The sequence below is a fragment of the Microbacterium sp. USTB-Y genome, assembly GCF_023703415.1.
GTDB lineage: Bacteria > Actinomycetota > Actinomycetes > Actinomycetales > Microbacteriaceae > Microbacterium.
In genome coordinates this window covers 130,164-150,673 of sequence record NZ_JAGMTU010000005.1, presented here as the reverse complement: position 1 = coordinate 150,673, position 20,510 = coordinate 130,164, and the positions used below count along the sequence as shown (strand labels likewise).

Sequence of the window (20,510 nt, the reverse complement as noted above, 5' to 3'; positions counted from 1 at the left end):
CCGCCGAAGGAGGATGCGCGATGACCGCCCCCTCCTCTGTGGCACCCGCCCTGCCCCGCCGGGGCTGGACGGTGCTGACCGGCGCACTCGTCGCCCTCACCGTCGCGCTCGGGGTCGTCGCCGTGCCCTGGTTCCTGATGCAGGAGCGGGCCGTGCCCCTCGCCCCGGCCGGAGCGCGCTGGTTCGGCAGCTACGTCGATGTCACCCAGGGGCAGGCAGCGTCCGCCCTCGCGGGCGGATCCCCCTCGGACGCCGTCGTGCTCGCGTTCGTCGGCGCCCCCTCGGCGAACGCCTGCAGCGCGAGCTGGGGAGGCGCGTACTCCCTCGCCGACGCCGCACGGGCCCTCGACCTGGACCACCGGATCGCGCGCGTGCAGCAGAGCGGGCGGATGGTCGCGGTGTCGTTCGGCGGAACCGGGATCGAGCTGGCGGGCGCCTGCGCATCGGTCGGCGACCTCGCGAGCGCCTACGCGTCGGTGCTCGACCGCTATGCGGTGACCACGATGGACCTCGACCTGGGCGCCCGCAGCCTCGACGACCCGGCGGCCGGCGACCGGCGCGCCCAGGCCGTCGCGCAACTGCAGGCGAACCATCGCGCGCGGGGGGCTCAGCTCGCCGTCTGGCTCACCCTGCCCGCCGGGCGCAGCGGGCTCAGCACGGGCGGACTGCGGTCGATCCGCCAGCTGCAGCAGGCGGGCGTGCGCCTCTCCGGCATCAACGCGATGACCGGGCGCGACGAGGCGCCGCAGGACGGGCAGTCCCGGGGCGCGGCAGCGATCGCGGCGCTCACGGCGGTGCACGATCAGCTCGGGCGCCTGTACGACGAGCTGAACGTGGATCTCCCGGTGGGCGGCGTCTGGGCGATCATGGGCGCCACGCCGACGATCGGGCGCGTCGAGGGCGAGGACGGCGTGTTCGCCCTCGACGACGCGGCGGCCCTCAGCACCTTCGCGCAGAAGCAGCGCCTCGCCCGGCTGTCGATGTGGTCGACGAACCGCGACCTCTCGTGCACCCCGGCGACGGACCCCGGCGCCGGCGGATGCGCCGGGGCGCTTCCGCAGGACGACGCCTTCGCCGCCGTGCTGAGACGCGGACTGGGCGCCACGACGGACCCGCCCGCCTCGGCACCGCCCGCCACCACTGCCCCGGCACCGCCGGCTTCGACGCCCGCTCCGAGTCCGGACCCGTAACCGGACGCGGAGGGGAAGGCGCCTTCGGGAGGCGCCGCTCCGTTCCCGGGGCCCTGCCCGGGAACGGATACCGGAGATCGATGGGGATCGATGTCCGGCCTGTGGACCCGGGGGCCGAGGGGACCGGCCCCCGGGGACCGCACAGGGTTCGGGTCTTGGGGCCCGCGCAGGCGGCAGGGGCTTGGGGCCTCTGCCGCACGGGAAGCGCGGGTCCTGAGGCCCGTGGCCGTCGGCGGACCACGGAGGGCTCCGGCGCACGGCGATAGCCGCGAGGTCTCAGCCGTCCGCCGCACGGTCGGCCGGCTGCGGCGGACTCAGGCCTCCGCGTGCGCGGTGAGGCGGTAGCCGACGCCGCGCACCGTCTCGATGTAGCGGGGATCCGCGGTGCTGTCCCCGATCTTCCGCCGCAGGTTCGCCATGTGCGCCTCGATCGCCCGCTTGTCGGGCTCGCCCACATAGGACGCGGATCCGAACGCCTCGCCGCGCAGCACGAGTGCGAGATCGGACTTGCTGCGCACCCGCCGCTTGGACTCGAGCAGCGTGGCGAGCAGATCGAACTCGGTCGGCGTCAGCTCGACCTCCTGCTGCGCCACGAGCACGGTGTGGGTGTCGAGATCGAGGCGGATGTCGCGGTGCGCATGCCACCGCCCCGCTGCGCCGGGGAGCGGGACGGCCGCGGTGACGGAGGGGTTGCGCGCGGGAGCCGCGGACTCCGCGGCCGCGATCTGCGGAGCACGCACCGCCTCGGAGGGCACGGGCGCCGCCTCGCCGTCGGGCTGCACGGACTCCGGGCTGCGCGGACGCCGCAGCAGCGCTTCGATGCGCGCCCGCAGTTCACGCGGCCGGAACGGCTTGACCAGGTACTCGTCGGCGCCGGAGGTGAGGCCGAGCACGACGTCCGACTCCTCCCCGAGCGCGGACAGCATGATGATGAACGTCGTGCTGAGCAGCCGGATCCGGCGGGCGGCCTCGAAGCCGTCGATGCCGGGGAGGTTGATGTCGAGCGTGGTGATGACGGGGCTGTGCTCGGCGACCGCCGCGACCCCCTCGAGGCCCGTGCCGGCCAGCACGGTGCGGAATCCCGCAGCCCGGAAGACCTCGTCCAGCAGCGAACGGACGTCCGGATCGTCCTCGATGATGACGGCGGTCTTCGTGGCGTCTTCGGTCATGTTCTTCCCTGCAGCTCCCGGTCGTGAGCATCATATCGGCATATGAGTACGCCTCCCGGGGGTGTGACCTGCACCGCACGGCCGCCGGAAGAGCCGGTCCGGACTCCGCTAGCGACGACCCGCGCGGGCGATCGTGACGAGACGGGGCGCATCGGCGTCGAGATCCTCCGCCGCGAGATCGTCGGCGGACGCCCCGATCGGGCGCTCCAGCTCGATGTCCCACCAGGCGTCGGCGAGCTCCTCCGCCATGCCCCGCCCCCACTCCACCACGACGACGGATCCCGGCACGTCGACGTCGAGGTCGTCCAGCTCCGCCGCGGATCCGAGACGATACGCATCGACGTGCACGAGGGGCGCCCCGCCGACCAGCGACGGGTGGGTCCGCGCGATCACGAAGGTGGGACTCTGCACCGGCCCGCGCACCCCGAGGCCGTCCGCCAGTCCGCGCGTGAACGTCGTCTTGCCCGCGCCGAGGGCGCCCGTGAGGATCAGCACGTCGCCGGCGACGAGGTCGGATCCGATCCGCCGGCCGAGCTCCTCCATGGCCTCGGCGGTGCGGATCTCATGCCGCCCCGCGAGGTCGTCGAGCGCGGTCACGACACGCTCCGGCGCGGCACGCGGGGCCCGATCCTCGTCACGATCTCGTAGTCGATGGTGTCCGCCGCATCCGCCCAGTCCCTGGCCGAGGGCACCCCCAGCGTGGGGTCGCCGAAGAGCACGACCTCGTCGCCGACCGCGACCGGATCGTCGCCCACGTCGACGAGGAACTGATCCATGGCGATCCGTCCGGCGACGGTGTAGCGGCGCCCGCCGATCTGCACGGGTCCGCGGCCCGATGCCTGCCGCGGCACGCCGTCGGCGTAGCCCAGCGGGATCAGCGCGAGCGTGGTCTCGGACTCGGTGCGGTGCGTGTAGCCGTAGGAGACGCCCGTGCCCGCCGGCACTCGGCGCACGGCGGCGACCGCGCCGCGCAGCGTCATGGCCGGGCGCAGACCGAGATCCCCGGGACTCCGGTCGTCGAAGGGGCTCACGCCGTAGAGGCCGATCCCGATGCGCACCGCGTCGAGCCGGGTCTCGGGCAGATCGATGGCCGCCGCGGTCGCGGCGAGATGGCGCAGCTCCGGGTGGATCCCGTTCGCCTCGGCCTCGGCGCACGCCGCCTCGAACGCCGCGAGCGCGGCGCGGTCGTCCTCCGGCGAGGTGTTGGAGACGTGGCTGAACAGGCCGACGACGCGGATCCGGCCGATGCGCTCCAGGCGCGCCGCCTCGGCGAGCAACCGGGCGCGGTCGGCGGGGGCGATGCCGTTGCGGCTCAGGCCCGTCTCGAACTTGAGGTGCACGCGGACGGGATCCGATCCGCGTGACGCCGCCGCGGCGGCGATCAGCTGCTCGAAGCTCGAGATGCCGAGCTCGATGCCGGCCTCGGCCGCGTCGTCGAACCGGCGGTCGGGCGCGTGCAGCCAGGCGAGGATCGGCGCGTTCACGCCGTCGCGGCGCAGCTGCAGCCCCTCGTCGACCGTGGCGACGCCGAACCGGGTCGCTCCCCCGGCGAGTGCCGCGACCGCGGCGGCCGTCGCCCCGTGGCCGTAGGCGTTCGCCTTGACGACGCCGATGACCTCGACGCCGGTGAGGCGGCGCAGGTGGCGGGTGTTGTCGCTGATGGCGTCGAGATCGATCGTCGCCTCGCGGAACGGAGCGGTCATGGGCGTCCCTCCCCGGGGCCGCGGCTCTGGGCGGCGCTGTCAACGCCCGAAGGATCCTGTCGAGGCCCCCCGGCAGCGTCCGCACCCCCGCTGAGGTTCGCACCTGCGAGGGGGTCTCGGTGCTCAGAGGGGGCGTCTGCGGATCCGCGCGTTCCGAACCCGGCGTCCGTCTCGCGAACGTCCGCCTCCCGGGACTCGGCCACGACGTGCGCCGCGGCGAGGCCCGCGTCGTGGGTCAGCGAGAGATGCAGCGTGGTGATGCCGCGCTCGGCGACCGCGGCGGCCGTGGTGCCGGTCAGCACGAAGTACGGCTTGCCGGAGGGTTCCGAGGCGATCTCGATCTCGGTCCAGTGCACGCCGTCGGATCCGCCCAGCGCCTTGATCAGCGCCTCCTTGGCCGCGTACCGCGCGGCGAGCGAGGGCAGCCGCAGCCCCTGCTCCGACGGCGCGAACAGCCGCTGCATGAGCCGGGGCGTGCGGGCGACCGTCCGCTCGAATCGCGGGATGTCCACGAGGTCGATGCCGGTGCCGATGATCACCGATTCAGCCTACCGGGCCGGATCCACGCGGCCCGGATGGTGCGGCGGTCCACCCCGGCGACGGTGGACCGATCCGCGCGTCGAGAACCCGTGCCGCCGACGACACGCACCGCGAGTGCACCGGATCTTGCCGAACGCACCGCTTCTTCACGCGTCGTTCCCGTGCGTTCGACGAGAAGCCGTGCGTTCGACGAGAACCCGTGCGCGCAGACCGCCCGGTCCCGGCGGCGCGAGCCCGAGCCGGACACGCGCCGGGTCGAGTCGCGCCGGGACCTCACTCCACGGTGACGGACTTGGCCAGGTTGCGCGGCTGGTCGACGTCGAGGCCCTTCGCCGTGGCGAGCGCCATGGCGAAGATCTGCAGCGGCACGACCGCGAGGATCGGCTCGAAGAGCGCCTCCGCGAGCGGGATCCGGATGACCTCGTCGGCGAACGGCAGCACGGCCGCGTCGCCCTCCTCGGCGATCACGATCACGCGGGCGCCGCGGGCGCGGATCTCCTGGATGTTGGAGACGACCTTCGCGTGCAGCAGCGCGGAGTGCCGCGGCGACGGCACGAGCACGAACACTGGCTGGCCGGGCTCGATCAGGGCGATCGGTCCGTGCTTGAGCTCGCCGGCGGCGAAGCCCTCGGCGTGGATGTACGAGATCTCCTTGAGCTTGAGCGCGCCCTCGAGCGCGATCGGATAGCCCACGTGGCGGCCGAGGAACAGCACCGAGCGGGTGTCCGCCATCCAGCCCGCGAGCTGGGTGACGTGCGCCTGCTCCTCGGCGAGCACCTCGGCGATCTTGCCGGGCAGGCTCTCCAGCTCCGCCACGGCGGATGCGCCGTCGGCGGCGGAGAGCGAGCCGCGCACGCGCCCCGCGTGCAGGCCGAGGAGCAGCAGCGCGGTGATCTGCGCCACGAACGCCTTGGTCGACGCGACCGCGACCTCCGGACCGGCGTGCGTGTAGACGACCGCGTCCGACTCGCGCGGGATCGTCGCGCCCTGCGTGTTGCAGATCGACAGCGTGCGCGCGCCGCGCTCACGGGCGTACTTGACCGCCATCAGGGTGTCCATGGTCTCGCCCGACTGGCTGATCGACACCACCAGCGTGGTCTCGCCGATCACCGGGTCGCGGTAGCGGAACTCGTGCGCGAGCTCGACGTCGACCGGCACGCGCGCCCACTGCTCCAGCGCGTACTTGCCGACCATGCCCGCGTACGACGCGGTGCCGCAGGCGGTGATGATGATGCGGTCGATCCCGCGGAAGAGCTCGTCGGATCCGTCCAGCTCGGGGATCACGACGGCCCCGTCCCGCACGCGGCCGCGGATCGTGTTCGCGACGGCGTCGGGCTCCTCGGCGACCTCCTTGGCCATGAAGCTCGGCCAGCCGCCCTTCTCGGCGGACGACGCGTCCCACGAGACCTCGAACGGCTCGGGGGTCACCGCGGTGCCCGCGAAGTCGGTGACGGTCACCTCGGACGGCGTGATCGCGACGATCTCGTCCTGGCCGATCGCGAGCGCACGGCGGGTGTGCTCCACGAACGCGGCCACGTCGGATCCGAGGAAGTTCTCCCCCTCGCCGAGGCCGACCACCAGCGGCGAGTTGCGGCGCGCGGCGACGACGAGACCGGGCTCGTCCTCGTGCACGGCGAGCAGGGTGAACGCGCCCTCGAGGCGGTTGACCACCGCACGGAAGGCCGCGCGCAGGTCGCCGGTGCGGCGGTACTCGCGACCGACCAGAGCGGCGGCCACCTCGGTGTCCGTCTCGCTGCGGAACGTCACACCCTCGGCCTCGAGTTCGGCGCGCAGGGCGGCGAAGTTCTCGATGATGCCGTTGTGGATGAGCGCGAGCTTGTCGTCGTCGGCCAGGTGCGGGTGCGCGTTCGCATCCGTCGGGCCGCCGTGGGTGGCCCAGCGGGTGTGCCCGATGCCGGTGCTGCCGTCGGGCAGCGCGGCGTCCGCGAGCGAGTCGCGCAGCATCTGCAGCTTTCCCGCCTTCTTGCGCATGCCGAGAGATCCGGCCTCATCGATCACGGCGATGCCGGCCGAATCGTACCCTCGGTACTCCAGACGGGCGAGGCCCGCGAGCAGGATGTCCTGGCTGGGGCGCGACCCCACGTATCCGACGATTCCACACATGGTTTCCAGCGTACGGCCGCGATTTTGCGCGGCTTCCGTACGAAATCCGATCCGGCGGGGCTCAGTTCGGCATGACCGTGCCCACGGGCACGGGGGTCTCCGCCGTCGCGTCGGCGACGGGAGTGGTCGGGTCGGGCTGCGGTGCGGTGCCGTTGTCGGTCATGATGTGCTCCGTTCGGTTCTCGTGACAGGGGTGCGTGCGCGGCGGCTCAGATGGTCGCCACGTTGCGGATCCACGTGATCGTGGCTCCGGGCGCCGTGTTGCTCGGCGGCTGCGTCACCTGCGTCACGCGCTGCGTGATGAGGTTCGTCGGGTTGCTCACCGTGCCCTGCCAGTAGAACTCGGAGTTCACGGTGGTGTTGCCGTTCGTCGCGGAGAGCGGCAGGGCGCACTGGTAGACCGACTTGTACATGTAGAACGTCTGGCCGTTGTAGGTGAGCTGGCCGTCCGCGACGGGCAGCGACCAGCAGGTCCCGCCGCCGACCTTGGTCCAGTTCGACACCTGCTTGGTCGATCCGAACCGCAGGCTCATGCTCGTGATCTTCTGCCCCGTCACCGTGTCGGTGACGTAGAGCTGACCGCCGCTGCTGGCCCGCCCGTCCCAGGTGACCGTCTGGTCGAAGCTGCGTGTCACGTAGAACACCCCGGCCAGCGCGTTCTTCGGCGCTCCGCTCGCTGCGGCGAGCGGAGCCGCTGCTGCGGCCGCGATCACCGGCAGGCTCCAAGCGGCGCCCTTCAGCAGCGTGCGCCGGCGGACGGCCACGGCCGTGCCGGTGCTGCTCTCGTTCGATCCATTTACCCACGTCGCCGATTCAGGCATGCGTCTCCCCAGACAGATATCGATGGATTGGTGCACTCCGCTCTGCGCTTCCGGGCGCGTCGCGCTCCCAAGCGCGGCGGGTACATCGCCACTCTCCGCCGGCCTCCGCGGGGCCGCGATCCGGATGTCGCGATTTGCACGCATCGCGTCGCGAAACGCCCTGCGGTGCGCCGGAGGCGGTCAGGGCCGCACGGTGCGTGCGGCCCTGGGCGCCGCGGCGCCCACCGCGGCGAGCGCCCTGCGCAGCGCGGGGCGATCCCGGAAGCCGGCGCGCCGCGCGATCTCGCTGATCCGCATCGAGCGTCCGCCGTCCGAGTCGAGCAGCTCGCGCGCGACGCCGATGCGCAGCCTGCGCAGCTCATCGGCGGCCGTGCTGCCCTCCGCCGCGAAGAGGCGCTGCACCTGCCGATGGGACAGATGCATCTCCCGGGCGAGCGTCGAGACGTCGAAGTCGGGGTCGATGTGGCGGGCGAGGATGCGCGCGCGAGCCCGGTCGATGGGCCGCGGCGCCCGAGGCCGTACCGGGCCGTGCGCGACGGCATCCGCCAGGATCCCGAAGAGCATCTCGCCGATCAGCCGCTCCATCACCGCATCCGTGTGCGATCGCGTCTCGGGTGCGTTCTGCGTGGCGGACTCCAGGAACGACGAGAGCCCGCGCGTCAGGGCCGTGTCGGGGATCGCCCCCGGCGGGATCTCGCCCGACCGCTCCACCTCCTCGAGCACGCTCCACGGCACCCACGCGCAGATCAGGGTCGACGGCCGCGGCGTCACGATGCGGGCCGCCCGCTCCGGATGCAGGAAGACGAGCCGGCTGTCGGGCACGTCGTGCACGGTGCCCCGGTCGTCCTGCACCCGGAGTCCTCCGACCGCGACCACCATGGCCGCCATCGCCGTGCCATCCGCGGTCTGCGCAGACCAGCGGACCTCCTCCTCCGCAGCCAGCGCATGCCGCGTCAGCAGCGCCGAACGGAAGCCGACCGCGGTGAGCGGCCCCTGCTTCGTGCCATGCAGCAGGCTCGTCGCCTCTGCGGCATCCATGACGATCCCCATCGTCGACCTCCCCAGGTCCCCAGAACGTCAGGACAGACGTCCGATCAATGAGATGCATGAGAGGCGGATCCATTACGCGACTTGCGGAAGAAGTGCGCGGATGACCCCCGAAGGAGGTGTTCCCCGGTCACGGTTCGCCGAGGATGCCGGCCGCCCATCGACGGCGGCGAGGGGCACGGACCGCCCGGGGAACAGCTCGGACGAGGAGGGGAGCGGGCCGCGACGGTTCAGCGACCGGGCGGACGCTCGCCGTGCAGGCTCTCGTACACGTCGTCGACGAACTCGGCGATCGCGCCGGCGCCGGTCACGGGGCCGCCCGCGAGCATCCCGTCCATGCCGAGCAGCACCGCGGTCGGCGTGGAGAAGTCGCCGATCGAGCCGCTGGCGTAGCGGTGCGGGTCGTGCAGCGTCTGCGGTTCCTCGGCGGACGCGAGGGCGCTCTCCTCCGGTCGCATCTGCAGGACCATGCGCACCGAGACCTCGGGCAGCAGCGCGCGATACGCTCCGGCGCTCTCGATCACGGGAGTGCAGGATCCGCAGGTCTCGGAGACGAACAGCAGTAGGAGCGGCTTCTGCGCGGCGAGTTCGCGCAGGTTCACCGTCTCGCCGTCGCCGAGCTGGACGGGCACCGAGGGGGTGCGCGTGCGCAGGTAGTCCTCGAACTCCCCCTCCTCGCCGAGAGCGGATCCCGCCGCGCCCGGCTGGCCGGCGCGCGCCGGACCGGCATCGGCGGAGGAGGGCTCCTGGATCAGGACGAAGGTCACCGCGACGGCCGCGAGCGCGATCGCCCAGGGCCAGAAGGCGACCGCCAGCACGGCGACGCCGCCGAACGGCGGGAGCGCCCCGATCGTCGCCGCGGAGACCAGGGCCAGCAGGGTCAGCCAGCCGTTGCGCAGCAGCGTGCGTCCGGTGATCGGGCGACGCTCGCCGAAACATGCGCAGGACGCATCGGGCGTCTGCCGCCGAGCCCTCCAGACCATCGCGAGGTAGGCCGCGAACAGGAGCACCGCGACCACCGCGGCGGCCGTCCCGAGGGCGCCGCCGAGCAGCAGCAGCGCCGCGGCGAGCACCAGCTCGGCGATCGGATGCAGTCGGATCAGCCAGGTCCTGCGCAAGACGGCCGGGATTCCCAGCGCCTCCCAGCCCGCGGCGTCATCGGGGGTGCGCAGCTTCGCGATCCCGCTGACCGCGAGCACCCCGACCAGGATGAGCGTCGACGACAGCGCCAGCGCCGGCAGCAGAAAAACGTAGAGAGCACTCCCCATGCTGTCAGTATCCCAGTCGCTCGGCGCACCGGGCGCGGATCCGGATCCGCGTCGGGTCCCGGCTCACTCGCCGCCGGCGGGCTGGCTCACCCGTGTCAGAGCTTGCGCAGCAGCACCGACTCGACGGCGTGCGAGGCGCCCTTGTTCAGCACGAGCGTCGCACGGTGCTTGGTGGGCATCACGTTCTCGATGAGGTTCGGCAGGTTGATCTCGTTCCAGTACCCCATCGCGGTCGTGACGGCCTCGTCGTCCGTGAGGTGCGCGAAGACGTTGAAGTACGACGACGGGTTCGTGAACGCGCCCTGCCGCAGCGCGAGGAACCGGTCGACGTACCACTGCGCGATGTGGTCGAGCTCGGCGTCGACGTAGATCGAGAAGTCGAAGAGGTCGCTGACGGCGACGTCGTTCGGCGCCGGCGGCGGCTGCAGCACGTTCAGGCCCTCGACGATCACGACGTCGGGCCGGCGCACCACGACATGCGCGTCGGGCACGATGTCGTAGCGGATGTGCGAGTAGAACGGCGCGCGCACCTCGTCTGCCCCGCTCTTGACCTTGGTCAGGAACTCGATCAGGGCGCGCCGGTCGTAGGACTCCGGGAATCCCTTCCTGTCCATGATGCCGCGGCGCTCGAGCTCGGCGTTCGGATGCAGGAACCCGTCGGTCGTGACGAGCTCGACGCGGGGCGTGCCCGGCCAGCGGCTCATCAGCTCGCGCAGCAGACGCGCGATCGTCGACTTGCCGACCGCGACGGAGCCGGCCACGCCGACGACGAAGGGCGTGGTGTCGTCGGCCTCGCCGAGGAACTGGCTGGTCGCCGCGCCGAGACGCTTGGTGCTCGTGGCGTACAGGCTGAGGAGGCGGCTCAGCGGCAGGTAGACCTCCTGCACCTCCGTGAGGTCGAGCCGATCGCCCAGACCGCGGATCTCGACGACCTCGGTCTCGCTGAGCGGCTGATCCAGTCCCTGGGCGAGGCGCGCCCAGTCGGCACGATCGATGCGGCGGTACGGCGACAGCGACTGCGACGCGAGGGGATCGGGGCTCACGCGCTCCATCGTATCCGCGCGCATCCGCGCCGGCGGCCCGCATCCGCCGACCTCGGCGTCACCCGGGCCGGGTATCCTTCCCCCGTGCGTCTCGGAGTGCTCGACATCGGATCCAACACCGTCCACCTGCTCGCCGCCGACGTCCATCCCGGCGGACGTCCGCTCGCCACCACGAGCGATCGCACCGTGCTGCGCCTGATGCGCTTCCTGACCCCGTCGGGGGCGATCAGCGAGGAGGGCGTGCAGGCGCTGGTGGCCGCCGTCGTGCGGGCGCGCGCGATCGCCGCGCAGGAGAAGGTCGACGCGCTGCTCGCCACGGCCACGAGCGCCGTGCGCGAGGCCGCGAACGGCGCCGACGTGATCGCCCGCGTCGAGGCCGCGCTCGGACAGCCGCTGCAGGTGCTCGACGGCGAGACCGAGGCGCGCCTCACGTTCCTCGCCGCACGGCGCTGGTTCGGCTGGTCGGCCGGGCAGATCCTGCTGTTCGACATCGGCGGCGGCTCGTTCGAGATGGCCGCCGGATCCGAGGAGCTGCCCGACATCGCCGCCTCCGTCCCGCTCGGCGCGGGCCGCTCGACGCTGATGTTCCTCCCCGACGACCCGCCCGGCGAGGAGGCCGTCGAGCGCCTGCGCGCGCACGCCGCCGACGTCTTCGCGCCGGTCGCCGCCCGGTTCTCGGCGCTTCCCCGCCCCGACCACGTGGTCGGCTCGTCGAAGGCGATCCGGTCGCTCGCCCGGCTCGTGGGCCATCCGGCGCCCGGCTCCCCGAACGGCTCGGGGGCCGACGTCGCGATGCTGCTGCCGCGCGCGTCCCTCGGATCCTGGATCCCGCGCCTCGCCCGCCTACCCGCCTCGGCCCGGCAGGAGCTCCCGGGGATCACCCCGGACCGCACCTTCCAGATCGTGGCCGCCGCTGTCGTGCTCCACACCGCGATGACGGCGATGGCCGTCGACGAGCTCGAGGTCTCGCCCTGGGCGCTGCGTGAGGGCGTGCTGCTGCGCTACATCGAGGACCGCGCGCACGACCGCGACGCGTAGCAGGAGCTGCTCCCCCGCGGCAGTCCGCGCCCTTAGGCTGGAGCGATGAGCGAAGAGGGGCACGGCCGCACGCGCGGCTCCGGGGGGCCGTTGCGCCCGCGCACACGCCGCGAGCTGCGCGCGGCCCGGGAAGCCGCCCGCGCCGCCGCCGCCCGCCCGGCCGCACCGCCTTCGCCGCCCGCGAAGCGCCTGCGCAATCGCACCCCGGTCATCGCCCCGGATCCGATGCCGCAGGGCGCGCCCACGATCCTCACCGTGTGCACCGGCAACATCTGCCGCTCACCGCTCGCCGAGGTGCTGCTGCGCGCCCGGCTCGAAGCGCTCGGTGTGCGCCTGCACAGCGCGGGAACGCACGCCCTGATCGGGGCCGGTATGCCCGAGGAGGCCCAGGCCGTCGCCCTGGCCCGGCAGGCGCGCCCGGCCGACATCGCCGCGCACCGCGGCCGGCGCCTGCTCGAGCCGATGGTGCTGGAATCCGACCTCGTGCTCACCATGACGCAGGAGCAGCGCGGGTTCGTCGTCCAGCTCGTGCCGAGCCGGCTGCACCGCATCTTCCCGGTGCGGGAGTTCGCCCGGGCGGCGAGCGGGCTGTCCGAGGAGGAGATCCGCCGGCTCGCGGCGACGGGCGGCAGCGACCCCCGGGCGCGACTGGGCGCCGTGATCATGGCGATCGCCGGCCGGCGCGGCTCGATCAGCGACGACGACGACGTGCTCGACCCGTACCGCCAGGGCGCCGCCGCCTACGAAGCCTCCGCCGCTCAGCTGGATCCCGCTCTCGCGGAGGTCGAGCGCGTCGTGCGGGCGGCGCTCGGCGGGACCGCGGAATGACCGACGCCACGGCCGAGACCCCGGAGAGTCCGCCGACTCCGGGTCCCCCGGCCCGCCGGCGCCTGCGCCGGTTCACCTCGAGCGCGTGGTTCCAGCTGCTGCTGGCCGTCGTGGTGACGGGTCTCGTGCTCTCGTTCATCGCGAAGCCGTACGTGGTCCCCTCCGGGTCCATGCAGCAGACCCTCGAGATCGGCGATCGGGTGCTCGTGAACCGGCTCGCCTACCACTGGGCGGATCCGGGACGCGGGGACGTCGTGGTGTTCGACGCAGACGATTCCTGGGGGGTTCCCGCAGTGCAGGATCCGCCGTGGAAGGCGGCGCTGCGCTGGGTGGGCGAGGTCACCGGCTTCGGTCCCTCCGGCCCGCACACGCTGGTGAAGCGCATCGTGGCGACGCCGGGGCAGAAGGTCGAGTGCTGCACGGCGGACGGACGCCTGATCGTCGACGGCGTGCCCGTCGACGAGCCCTACATCTATCAGGACCTCGCCTTCCAGGCGGGGAGTCTGGACTGCTCCACCACGCCGCGATCCCTGCGCTGCTTCCCCGCGGTGACGGTGCCCGCGCAGTCCTATCTCGTACTAGGCGACCACCGCTCCAATTCCGCGGACGGCGCCGTCCGCTGCCGGGCCCCGGGGGCGGAGGCACCCGGGTGCTTCCGCTGGGCGCGGCGCGACCAGATCGTGGGCCGCGTCGTCGCGACGCTGTGGCCGATCTCGCGCTGGCGGGGATTCTGACCACACGGCGGGTCGCTGACCCACAACAGAGGAACCGGCCCTGCGCCCCGCGCGCCTCCTGTTAGACTCCTGCCAATCCTCACGGCAGACGGCGCACACCCGGGCGTCCTCCCGCGGCGGGGATGCCGGAGCGTCGTGGGGACGATCCGGGAAGCGTGTCTTCGCCCTGTGGAGGGCGGAACCTTTGGGGAAGGTTTCCAACGGACGTGGTGGATTTCGGGGTTCGCAGCGGCGCAGAGCCGCAGCTTGGGACAAGGACGCGGGTCGCGACGTACATCGCGCCGAGGCGGACGACGGCGGAGGAGGATGCGACGTTCAACGCACTCACCGACCTCGTCCTGCCCTCGCGTCGCACGCACGACTGGCGCAGGGCCTATGCGATGCGCCTGCGCATCACCGACGGGCTAGCGGTCGTCATCGCCGTCTTCGCGGCCGTGCTGCTACGCTTCGGCGACACCGACACTGCGCTTCCCAGCGAGTTCGTCCAGCTCGGCTATCCGATCATCGCCGCCGTGATCGCGGTCGCCTGGATGGCGATGCTCGCCCTGTCCGGCACGCGAGACCACAAGGTGATCGGCAACGGGTCCACCGAGTACAAGCGGATCGGCTCGGCGACCTTCCGCACCTTCGGCGCGTTCGCGATCATCGCGTTCGCGTTCAAGATCCCGATCGCCCGCGGCTACCTGCTCGTCGCACTGCCCCTCGGGCTGTGCCTGTTGCTGCTGGGCCGATGGGCCTGGCGGTCCTGGCTGCATCGCCAGCGCCTGCAGGGAGCGTTCGTGCAGCGCGCGCTGCTGATGGGCGAGCGCACCCAGCTGCGCCACGTGGCGGAGCAGATCCAGGGCGTCCCGTCGGTCGGCTTCCAGATCGTCGGCGCGATCACCGAGAGCGGCACCCGCAACGACCTCGTTCCCGGCGTGCCCGTGATCGCGGGATTCGGCGACGTGGTGACGCAGCTCGACGTCGTCGGCGCCGACACCGTGATCTTCAGCGGATCCGACTCCATCTCGCCGCAGCAGATGCGCGAGATCGGCTGGAACCTCGAATCCCGCGGGATCGACCTCATCGTCGCTCCCGCCCTCACCGACATCGCGGGACCCCGGATCCACGCGCGCCCCGTCGCGGGACTCCCGCTCATCTACGTCGACTTCCCGACGTTCGAGGGCGGGCGCTATCTGACGAAGCGGGCCGCGGACATCGTGGTGTCCGCACTGGGCCTGCTCCTGCTCTCGCCGCTGTTCCTGTTCATCGCGGTGATGGTGCGCCGCGACGGGGGCCCCGCCCTGTTCCGCCAGGAACGCGTCGGCCTCGACGGGCGCTCCTTCGCCATGCTGAAGTTCCGCACCATGGTCGTCGACGCCGAAGAGCGTCTGAAGGGCCTGCTCGACCGCACCGACGGCAACGGCATGCTGTTCAAGATGAAGACCGATCCGCGGGTCACTCCGTTCGGCCGCTGGCTGCGCCGGTACAGCATCGACGAGCTGCCGCAGCTGATCAACGTCCTGCGCGGCGACATGTCCCTGGTCGGCCCGCGCCCGCCGCTCGCCTCCGAGGTGCAGCGCTACGACAACCACGTGCGGCGTCGCTTCCTGGTCAAGCCCGGCATCACCGGTCTCTGGCAGGTGAGCGGGCGCTCCGACCTCTCCTGGGAGGACAGCGTGCGCCTCGACCTGTACTACGTGGAGAACTGGTCGCCGGCCGGAGACCTGATGATCCTCTGGCGCACCGTCCGCGCCGTCATCGCTCCGGAAGGGGCATACTGACGGCCGTCGTGCCGCGAAAGGCAGCATGACGGGCATCATCGTCCACGAATGGCTCGAGCGCTTCGGCGGGGCCGAGAACGTCGTCGACCGCTTCGCCGCGCTCTACCCGCAGGCGCCGATCCAGGCCCTGTGGAACGACGCACCGGGGCGCTTCGACCCGGCACGGGTGCACGAGACCTGGCTCGCCCGCACGCCGCTGCGGCGCCGCAAGGCCCTGGCGCTGCCGTTCCAGCCCTCGACCTGGCGCCATCTCGGCAGCGCGGACGCCGACTGGATCGTCTGCAGCTCGCACCTGTTCGCGCACCACGCCCGCTTCGCGGGGACCGCACGGGACGCACCCAAGCACGTCTACGTGCACACCCCGGCGCGCTACATCTGGAACCCGGAGCTCGATGACCGGGGCCGGAGCGCGGCCGTGCGCGCGGCGGCCCCGGCATTGCGGGCGATCGACCGTAGCCGGGCGGAGGAGGCCGCGTCGATGATGGCCAACAGCGAGGCGGTACGCGAGCGGATCCGGGAGCACTGGGGCGTCGATGCCGGAGTGATCCATCCGCCGGTCGATGTGGTGGGACTGCGCCGCCCCGCGCCGCTCAGCGCAGCGGAATCTGCGGTGCTCGACGGCCTGCCGTCCGAGTTCCTGCTGGGCGCATCCCGGTTCGTGCCGTACAAGCGCCTCGACACCGTGGTGCGCGCCGGCGCCGCCGCGGGACTCCCCGTGGTCCTCGCCGGCGGCGGTCCCGAGCGCGACGCGCTGGTCGCGCTCGCGGCCGAGCGCGGCGTGCGCATCGTCCTCGTGGACAGCCCGAGCCACGCACTGCTGGCCGAGCTCTACCGCCGCAGCATCGCCTATGTCTTCCCCGCGGTCGAGGACTTCGGGATCATGCCGGTGGAGGCGATGGCGACGGGGACCCCCGTGATCGGCCGTACGACGGGCGGGGTCTCCGAGTCGGTGCAGGACGGCGTCAGCGGCGTGCTGATCGAGGATCTCGACGCGTTCGAAGGCGCGGAGTTCCGGGCCGCGCTGGATCGCGTCGCGGCCCTGGACCGCTCGGCGGTGGCCGCCAGCGCCCTCCGCTTCGACACGGCGGAGTTCGATCGCGCCGTGCGGGAGTGGCTGCCGGCCTGATCCGCGACGACTGCGGTCACTCCCCGGTCGACGAGAACGGCAGGCCGAGACAGGCTGGCGATTGACACGACCGACACACCCAGATGAGAATGGGTGAAACCGTGTCTTGACTGGGGTCTTCGACACGGAGCACACATCAACCGTCTGGGGCGGTGTTGCGTGGTGGGGAGCAATATTGTCGCGGGCACAGCGATAGAGCACTGGGGAGTTCTCTGCTATGACCGATATGAACGACGTTCGGAGTACCCGGAATCAGGCCGGGATCTCACGCCGCACCGTGATGAAGGGGGCCGCGTGGTCGGCTCCGCTGCTCATCGCCGCTGTGGCCGCACCGGCCTATGCCGCCTCGGGCAAGGTGCCCCCAAAGGGCCTCAACGGCTGGGTGGAACTCAGGCGCAACTGCGACAACAACACCTTCGTCATCGACGGGACCGGGTCCTTCACGAATGGCGGCACCAACGACAGGGGCATCTGGCTGTTCGCGGGGAACACACCCGCCCCCGTGATCTCGGGCGCGACGATCATCTTCTACATCAACAAGTCGAACCTGACCTTCACGAACAGTTCGGGTTCGGGTTGGTCGAACCTGGTGCGGAGCAGCGGGGATGACGGATCGTCTCCCGCCAGTGGCTACTACGCCTACAAGACCACCTATACCGGTACCTGGACCTATCACACGGGCAACTTCGTCGACAACAACGGCGACCCGCAGACTCAAGTGTGGGTGGCGGACTCCCAGCCGAAGTGGACCGCCAGCTTGGGGCAAAGCTGTCCCTCGCTCAGCGCCTACGCGCGGCGCACCGTGACCGTGGACGGATCTTCCTACAGCTTCGTCCGCGGCCCCGTCGGCGCCTAGTCGCCGACCACTTCTCATCCAGCAACGATTCAGGAGCCAGACATGACTGACAACACCACCTCGCCCGATCCGAGTGCCGCGCCCGATCAGAGCACGGATTCACCCGAGACCGCGTCGACGGAGCAGGCACCCGCTGAGCGGAGCACGCAATCGGACGACACGAGCGCCGACAGCGGAATCTTCGTCGCCCAGATCTAGTCCCTCGGCTCGACAGGAGAGCATCCCAGGAGTCCTGGTCACGCGAGCCGAGAGCCACGCATTCCGCGACCGACATCAGAGTCGCCCCCGCCCTGCGACGGTGGGGGCGACTCTGCCGTTCCTGCCGACCGCCCCGACGACCCCTCCAGAGGGCGGGCATTTGACACTCCGGGCCGTCGGTGGAAGAGTCAGAGGGTTCGTGTTCTGACTGGGATATCGCACGGACGATTTCAGCCGCCTGGGGAGGCGTCGTGTGATACGTCGCGCCCTCGGGCATGACGAGAAAAGCTACTGGGGAGCTTCACACATGACAAATGACACCGACGTTCGACGTGCCTACGAATCGCGCGGGGTTTCGCGCCGCACTCTGATGAAGGGCGCCGCTTGGGCCGCGCCCATGATCGCTCTCGCAGCCGCCGCGCCCGCGTACGCCGCGTCCAACACCGTGCCGGCGAAGGGCCTCAACGGCTGGGTGACGGTCGAACGGAACTGCTTCATCGGCAGCACCTACTCTCTCGACGGCACACAGGGCTCCGGCTTCGTCACGGGCTCCAGCTCCGATCGGGGTATCTGGATCTTCGCGGGGTCGGCAGCCGTGATCTCGGGCGCGACGATGATCGTCTACCTGTCCCGGAGCGATCTCACCTTCATCAACGGCTCCGGCGCCGGCTGGAGCAACCTCGTGCGCAGTCCCGGGGATGACGGATCGGCACCGGCCAGCGGCTTCTACGCCTACAAAGCCACCTACTCCGGCACGTGGACCTACAAGCACAGCACCAACGGCTACGTCGACAACAACGGAAACCCGCAGTCGGACGTGCAGGTCGCCAACGGGCGTCCGAAGTGGACGGCCGACATCGGGTGGCAGTGCAGCCAGATCACGTCGTATATCCGGCGCAGCGTGATCGTGGACGGAACCTCATACTCCTTCGTCCGCGGTCCCGTCACGGCCTAGTCTCGACACCTCACCACCGATCAGGAGCCCCTCATGACCACCCCCGAACCCACCACCCCGAGCACGGACGCTCCGGAGACCACCCCGTCGGCGCCTTCGAGCACCGCCGTGGAAACGAGTCCCGGAATCTTCATCGCTCAGAACTAGTCGTGGCCCAGATCGCATCGCCTCACTCAGCTTGGCGAGCGCGAACGACTCCCGGCAATGAGGAAGCCGCCCCGCCGTCATCGGACGGCGGGGCGGCTTCGCGTCCGCCGCCGCAAGATCTCGGGTATGGCCGGATGGGCACGGGCCGTCACACGACGGACAACCAGTAACACCAATATCCCAGTTCAGGTAGGCTCGATAGGCCCGCGGTGAGAGTCGCCCTCGAGGGCGAAGTAGGGGGAAAGCCGTCCGCATGGATCTGCGCGAGTATCTGCGTGTCGTTCGAGCCCACTGGCTCGGGATCGTCCTCATCACCGTCGTCGGGGTCGTCGCCGCGTTCGGTTGGACGCTGATCCAGCCCAAGGTCTACTCGGCCGACTCCACCGCCATCGTGCAGGCGAACGCCGACTACTTCGCGAATCAGGCGGGCACGGCCGCTTCCGTCAACACGCTGGTCACCGGACGCGTGAAGACCTATGCCGCCCTGGGAGAGTCCCGCTCCGTGGCCGAAGGCGTGATCGAGGCGCTCAACCTCAAGGTCTCCCCCGCCGACCTCGTGAAGCAGGTGCGCGTGACCAGCGCCGTCGACACGCAGACTCTGTCGGTGACGGCGAACGCGAGCACGCCGGAGAAGGCGCGCGACATCGCCGAGGCATGGGTGACGTCGATGGGCTCGGAGATCAACCGCGTCGAATCGGGCTCGCCGCAGACGAAGGGAGCCGTCTTCCTCAGCCGGCTCGACTCGGCGCTGCTGCCCGAGCGTCCCTCGTCGCCGAACACCGCCCTCGCACTGGTGCTGGGAGGCCTCCTCGGCCTTGCGGTCGCGATCAGCTACGGACTGCTGCGGCACACCCTCGACCAGCGGATCCGCTCGGTCGAGCAGACCGAGCGCGAGACCGGGATCTCCGTGGTGGGCACGATCCCCGAGGAGCCGGCCTTCGCCGAAGGCGATCGGCTGCTGCCGGAGTCCGGGGCCGTGAGCAGTGCGAGCAGCAACGCCCACCTCTTCACGGTGTCGGAGGCGTTCCGCGAGCTGCGCACCAACCTGCAGTACATGGATGTCGACGACCCGCCCCGCATCGTCGTCGTGACGAGCCCGCTGCCCGGAGACGGGAAGTCGCTCGTCGCCGCGAACCTCGCCGTCACGCTCGCCGCCAGCGGTCAGCCGGTCGTCCTGATCGACGCCGACCTGCGCCGGCCCGTGCAGCACACGGTGTTCGGCGTGCCCGCCGGGGCGGGGGTCTCCGACGTCCTCGCCGGCCGGGCATCGATCGCCGACGTCGCCCATCGCTTCGGCGACGGGAAGCTGCTCGTCGTGTGCGCCGGCAAGCTTCCGCCGAACCCCAGCGAGATGCTCGGATCGACCCGCATGCGGGACCTGCTGCACACGATCGCGCGCGAAGCCGTCGTCGTGATCGACAGCCCTCCCCTCATCCCGGTCACGGACGCCGCCGTGCTCGCGCACAGCGCCGACGGAGCCATCGTGGTCAGCACGGTCGGACGCACCAGGTACGACGTGCTCGGCAGGGCGCTCGGCAACCTGGAGCGCGTCGGCGCCCGCACGCTCGGCATCGTGCTGAACCGGGTGCCGCTGCGCGGCCAGGGCGCCGCCTACTTCGGCTACCAGTACCACGGCGACTACTACACCGCGGAGGACGGCCAGACGCAGGCGTTCACGCCGGCTTCCGGGCCGCGCCGAGCCGGCTCGCCGACGGCCTGAGTGCCGCGGGCGGATCCGTCTCTGTCGCGCTGACGTAACAATCCGTCCAGCCCGTTCATATACCGGTCCCAGTGGGATCTCAGTATGCCAGAATGTTGCTTGCACGCAGCGAGCGACGGGGGGCACCGGGTCACGGGGCGGTCGGCGGCGTGCGGGATAGGTGAAATGGTGACTTCAGACACGCTTGATGCTGCCAGGAACAGGACGAACCGCACATCCGCGCCGAAGCGGCAACGGCGT

General features: G+C 71.5%; 18 protein-coding genes and 1 pseudogene. 10 read left to right on the top strand and 9 right to left on the bottom strand.

What is annotated here, in order from left to right; genetic code table 11:
• The first annotated feature begins 20 nt into the window (after positions 1–20).
• A complete protein-coding gene (locus J8G10_RS13560; RefSeq protein ID WP_251445791.1) occupies positions 21–1,190 on the top strand; it encodes a glycosyl hydrolase in 1,170 nt (389 codons plus the stop codon).
• 314 nt (positions 1,191–1,504) lie between these two features.
• Here J8G10_RS13560 and J8G10_RS13555 read toward each other — a convergent pair whose 3' ends face one another.
• From J8G10_RS13555 to coaA, 9 genes and pseudogenes are all read right to left on the bottom strand, one after another.
• Complete coding sequence (locus J8G10_RS13555; RefSeq protein WP_251445787.1) at positions 1,505–2,359, bottom strand: response regulator transcription factor; 855 nt, start codon at positions 2,357–2,359, stop codon at positions 1,505–1,507.
• Between the two features lie 108 nt (positions 2,360–2,467).
• Positions 2,468–2,956: a tRNA (adenosine(37)-N6)-threonylcarbamoyltransferase complex ATPase subunit type 1 TsaE gene (gene tsaE, locus J8G10_RS13550; protein WP_308220704.1), complete on the bottom strand. Its 489-nt coding sequence runs from the start codon at positions 2,954–2,956 to the stop codon at positions 2,468–2,470.
• Positions 2,953–4,062, bottom strand: coding sequence for an alanine racemase (gene alr, locus J8G10_RS13545; protein ID WP_251445784.1), 1,110 nt, complete (start codon positions 4,060–4,062; stop codon positions 2,953–2,955). The genes tsaE and alr overlap by 4 nt, the downstream gene beginning before the upstream one ends.
• Positions 4,063–4,253: 191 nt before the next feature.
• Positions 4,254–4,601 (bottom strand): annotated as a pseudogene (locus J8G10_RS13540) (holo-ACP synthase); the annotation flags it as partial.
• A gap of 274 nt (positions 4,602–4,875) precedes the next feature.
• Positions 4,876–6,726: a glutamine--fructose-6-phosphate transaminase (isomerizing) gene (glmS, locus tag J8G10_RS13535; RefSeq protein ID WP_251445781.1), complete on the bottom strand. Its 1,851-nt coding sequence runs from the start codon at positions 6,724–6,726 to the stop codon at positions 4,876–4,878.
• A gap of 209 nt (positions 6,727–6,935) precedes the next feature.
• Complete coding sequence (locus J8G10_RS13530) at positions 6,936–7,547, bottom strand: hypothetical protein (RefSeq protein ID WP_251445778.1); 612 nt, start codon at positions 7,545–7,547, stop codon at positions 6,936–6,938.
• A gap of 180 nt (positions 7,548–7,727) precedes the next feature.
• Positions 7,728–8,597: a helix-turn-helix domain-containing protein gene (locus J8G10_RS13525; RefSeq protein WP_251445775.1), complete on the bottom strand. Its 870-nt coding sequence runs from the start codon at positions 8,595–8,597 to the stop codon at positions 7,728–7,730.
• A gap of 227 nt (positions 8,598–8,824) precedes the next feature.
• Positions 8,825–9,862: a MauE/DoxX family redox-associated membrane protein gene (locus J8G10_RS13520; protein WP_251445772.1), complete on the bottom strand. Its 1,038-nt coding sequence runs from the start codon at positions 9,860–9,862 to the stop codon at positions 8,825–8,827.
• A 95-nt stretch (positions 9,863–9,957) separates the two neighbouring features.
• Positions 9,958–10,914, bottom strand: a complete 957-nt coding sequence (gene coaA, locus J8G10_RS13515; RefSeq protein ID WP_251445769.1) for a type I pantothenate kinase — start codon at positions 10,912–10,914, stop codon at positions 9,958–9,960.
• A gap of 75 nt (positions 10,915–10,989) precedes the next feature.
• Between coaA and J8G10_RS13510 the strand changes: the two genes are divergently transcribed.
• From J8G10_RS13510 to J8G10_RS13470, 9 genes are all read left to right on the top strand, one after another.
• Complete coding sequence (locus J8G10_RS13510; RefSeq protein WP_251445766.1) at positions 10,990–11,943, top strand: Ppx/GppA family phosphatase; 954 nt, start codon at positions 10,990–10,992, stop codon at positions 11,941–11,943.
• 45 nt (positions 11,944–11,988) lie between these two features.
• A complete protein-coding gene (locus J8G10_RS13505; RefSeq protein ID WP_285814330.1) occupies positions 11,989–12,771 on the top strand; it encodes a low molecular weight phosphatase family protein in 783 nt (260 codons plus the stop codon).
• Positions 12,768–13,505, top strand: a complete 738-nt coding sequence (gene lepB / locus J8G10_RS13500) for a signal peptidase I (RefSeq protein ID WP_251445763.1) — start codon at positions 12,768–12,770, stop codon at positions 13,503–13,505. Before J8G10_RS13505 ends, lepB begins: the two co-directional genes overlap by 4 nt.
• 206 nt (positions 13,506–13,711) lie before the next feature.
• Positions 13,712–15,268: a sugar transferase gene (locus J8G10_RS13495; protein WP_251445760.1), complete on the top strand. Its 1,557-nt coding sequence runs from the start codon at positions 13,712–13,714 to the stop codon at positions 15,266–15,268.
• Positions 15,269–15,293: 25 nt separating this feature from the next.
• A complete protein-coding gene (locus J8G10_RS13490; protein ID WP_251445756.1) occupies positions 15,294–16,394 on the top strand; it encodes a glycosyltransferase in 1,101 nt (366 codons plus the stop codon).
• Positions 16,395–16,611: 217 nt separating this feature from the next.
• Positions 16,612–17,250 carry a hypothetical protein gene (locus J8G10_RS13485; protein ID WP_251445753.1) on the top strand — a complete coding sequence of 213 codons (639 nt, stop codon included), beginning with the start codon at positions 16,612–16,614 and terminating at the stop codon, positions 17,248–17,250.
• 42 nt (positions 17,251–17,292) lie between these two features.
• On the top strand, positions 17,293–17,448 hold the full coding sequence (locus J8G10_RS13480; RefSeq protein ID WP_251445750.1) for a hypothetical protein: 156 nt from the start codon (positions 17,293–17,295) through the stop codon (positions 17,446–17,448).
• A 397-nt stretch (positions 17,449–17,845) separates the two neighbouring features.
• On the top strand, positions 17,846–18,403 hold the full coding sequence (locus J8G10_RS13475; RefSeq protein WP_251445747.1) for a hypothetical protein: 558 nt from the start codon (positions 17,846–17,848) through the stop codon (positions 18,401–18,403).
• Positions 18,404–18,803: 400 nt separating this feature from the next.
• Positions 18,804–20,270: a polysaccharide biosynthesis tyrosine autokinase gene (locus J8G10_RS13470; protein ID WP_251445744.1), complete on the top strand. Its 1,467-nt coding sequence runs from the start codon at positions 18,804–18,806 to the stop codon at positions 20,268–20,270.
• Positions 20,271–20,510 lie beyond the last annotated feature (240 nt).

Coding starts and splice junctions, on each gene's coding strand:
- J8G10_RS13560 (WP_251445791.1), top strand. CDS start 21: ATGACCGCCCCCTCCTCTGTGGCACCCGCCCTGCCCCGCCGGGGCTGG.
- J8G10_RS13555 (WP_251445787.1), bottom strand. CDS start 2,359: ATGACCGAAGACGCCACGAAGACCGCCGTCATCATCGAGGACGATCCG.
- alr (WP_251445784.1), bottom strand. CDS start 4,062: ATGACCGCTCCGTTCCGCGAGGCGACGATCGATCTCGACGCCATCAGC.
- glmS (WP_251445781.1), bottom strand. CDS start 6,726: ATGTGTGGAATCGTCGGATACGTGGGGTCGCGCCCCAGCCAGGACATC.
- J8G10_RS13530 (WP_251445778.1), bottom strand. CDS start 7,547: ATGCCTGAATCGGCGACGTGGGTAAATGGATCGAACGAGAGCAGCACC.
- J8G10_RS13525 (WP_251445775.1), bottom strand. CDS start 8,597: ATGGGGATCGTCATGGATGCCGCAGAGGCGACGAGCCTGCTGCATGGC.
- J8G10_RS13520 (WP_251445772.1), bottom strand. CDS start 9,862: ATGGGGAGTGCTCTCTACGTTTTTCTGCTGCCGGCGCTGGCGCTGTCG.
- coaA (WP_251445769.1), bottom strand. CDS start 10,914: ATGGAGCGCGTGAGCCCCGATCCCCTCGCGTCGCAGTCGCTGTCGCCG.
- J8G10_RS13505 (WP_285814330.1), top strand. CDS start 11,989: ATGAGCGAAGAGGGGCACGGCCGCACGCGCGGCTCCGGGGGGCCGTTG.
- lepB (WP_251445763.1), top strand. CDS start 12,768: ATGACCGACGCCACGGCCGAGACCCCGGAGAGTCCGCCGACTCCGGGT.
- J8G10_RS13490 (WP_251445756.1), top strand. CDS start 15,294: ATGACGGGCATCATCGTCCACGAATGGCTCGAGCGCTTCGGCGGGGCC.
- J8G10_RS13485 (WP_251445753.1), top strand. CDS start 16,612: ATGACCGATATGAACGACGTTCGGAGTACCCGGAATCAGGCCGGGATC.
- J8G10_RS13480 (WP_251445750.1), top strand. CDS start 17,293: ATGACTGACAACACCACCTCGCCCGATCCGAGTGCCGCGCCCGATCAG.
- J8G10_RS13475 (WP_251445747.1), top strand. CDS start 17,846: ATGATCGCTCTCGCAGCCGCCGCGCCCGCGTACGCCGCGTCCAACACC.
- J8G10_RS13470 (WP_251445744.1), top strand. CDS start 18,804: ATGGATCTGCGCGAGTATCTGCGTGTCGTTCGAGCCCACTGGCTCGGG.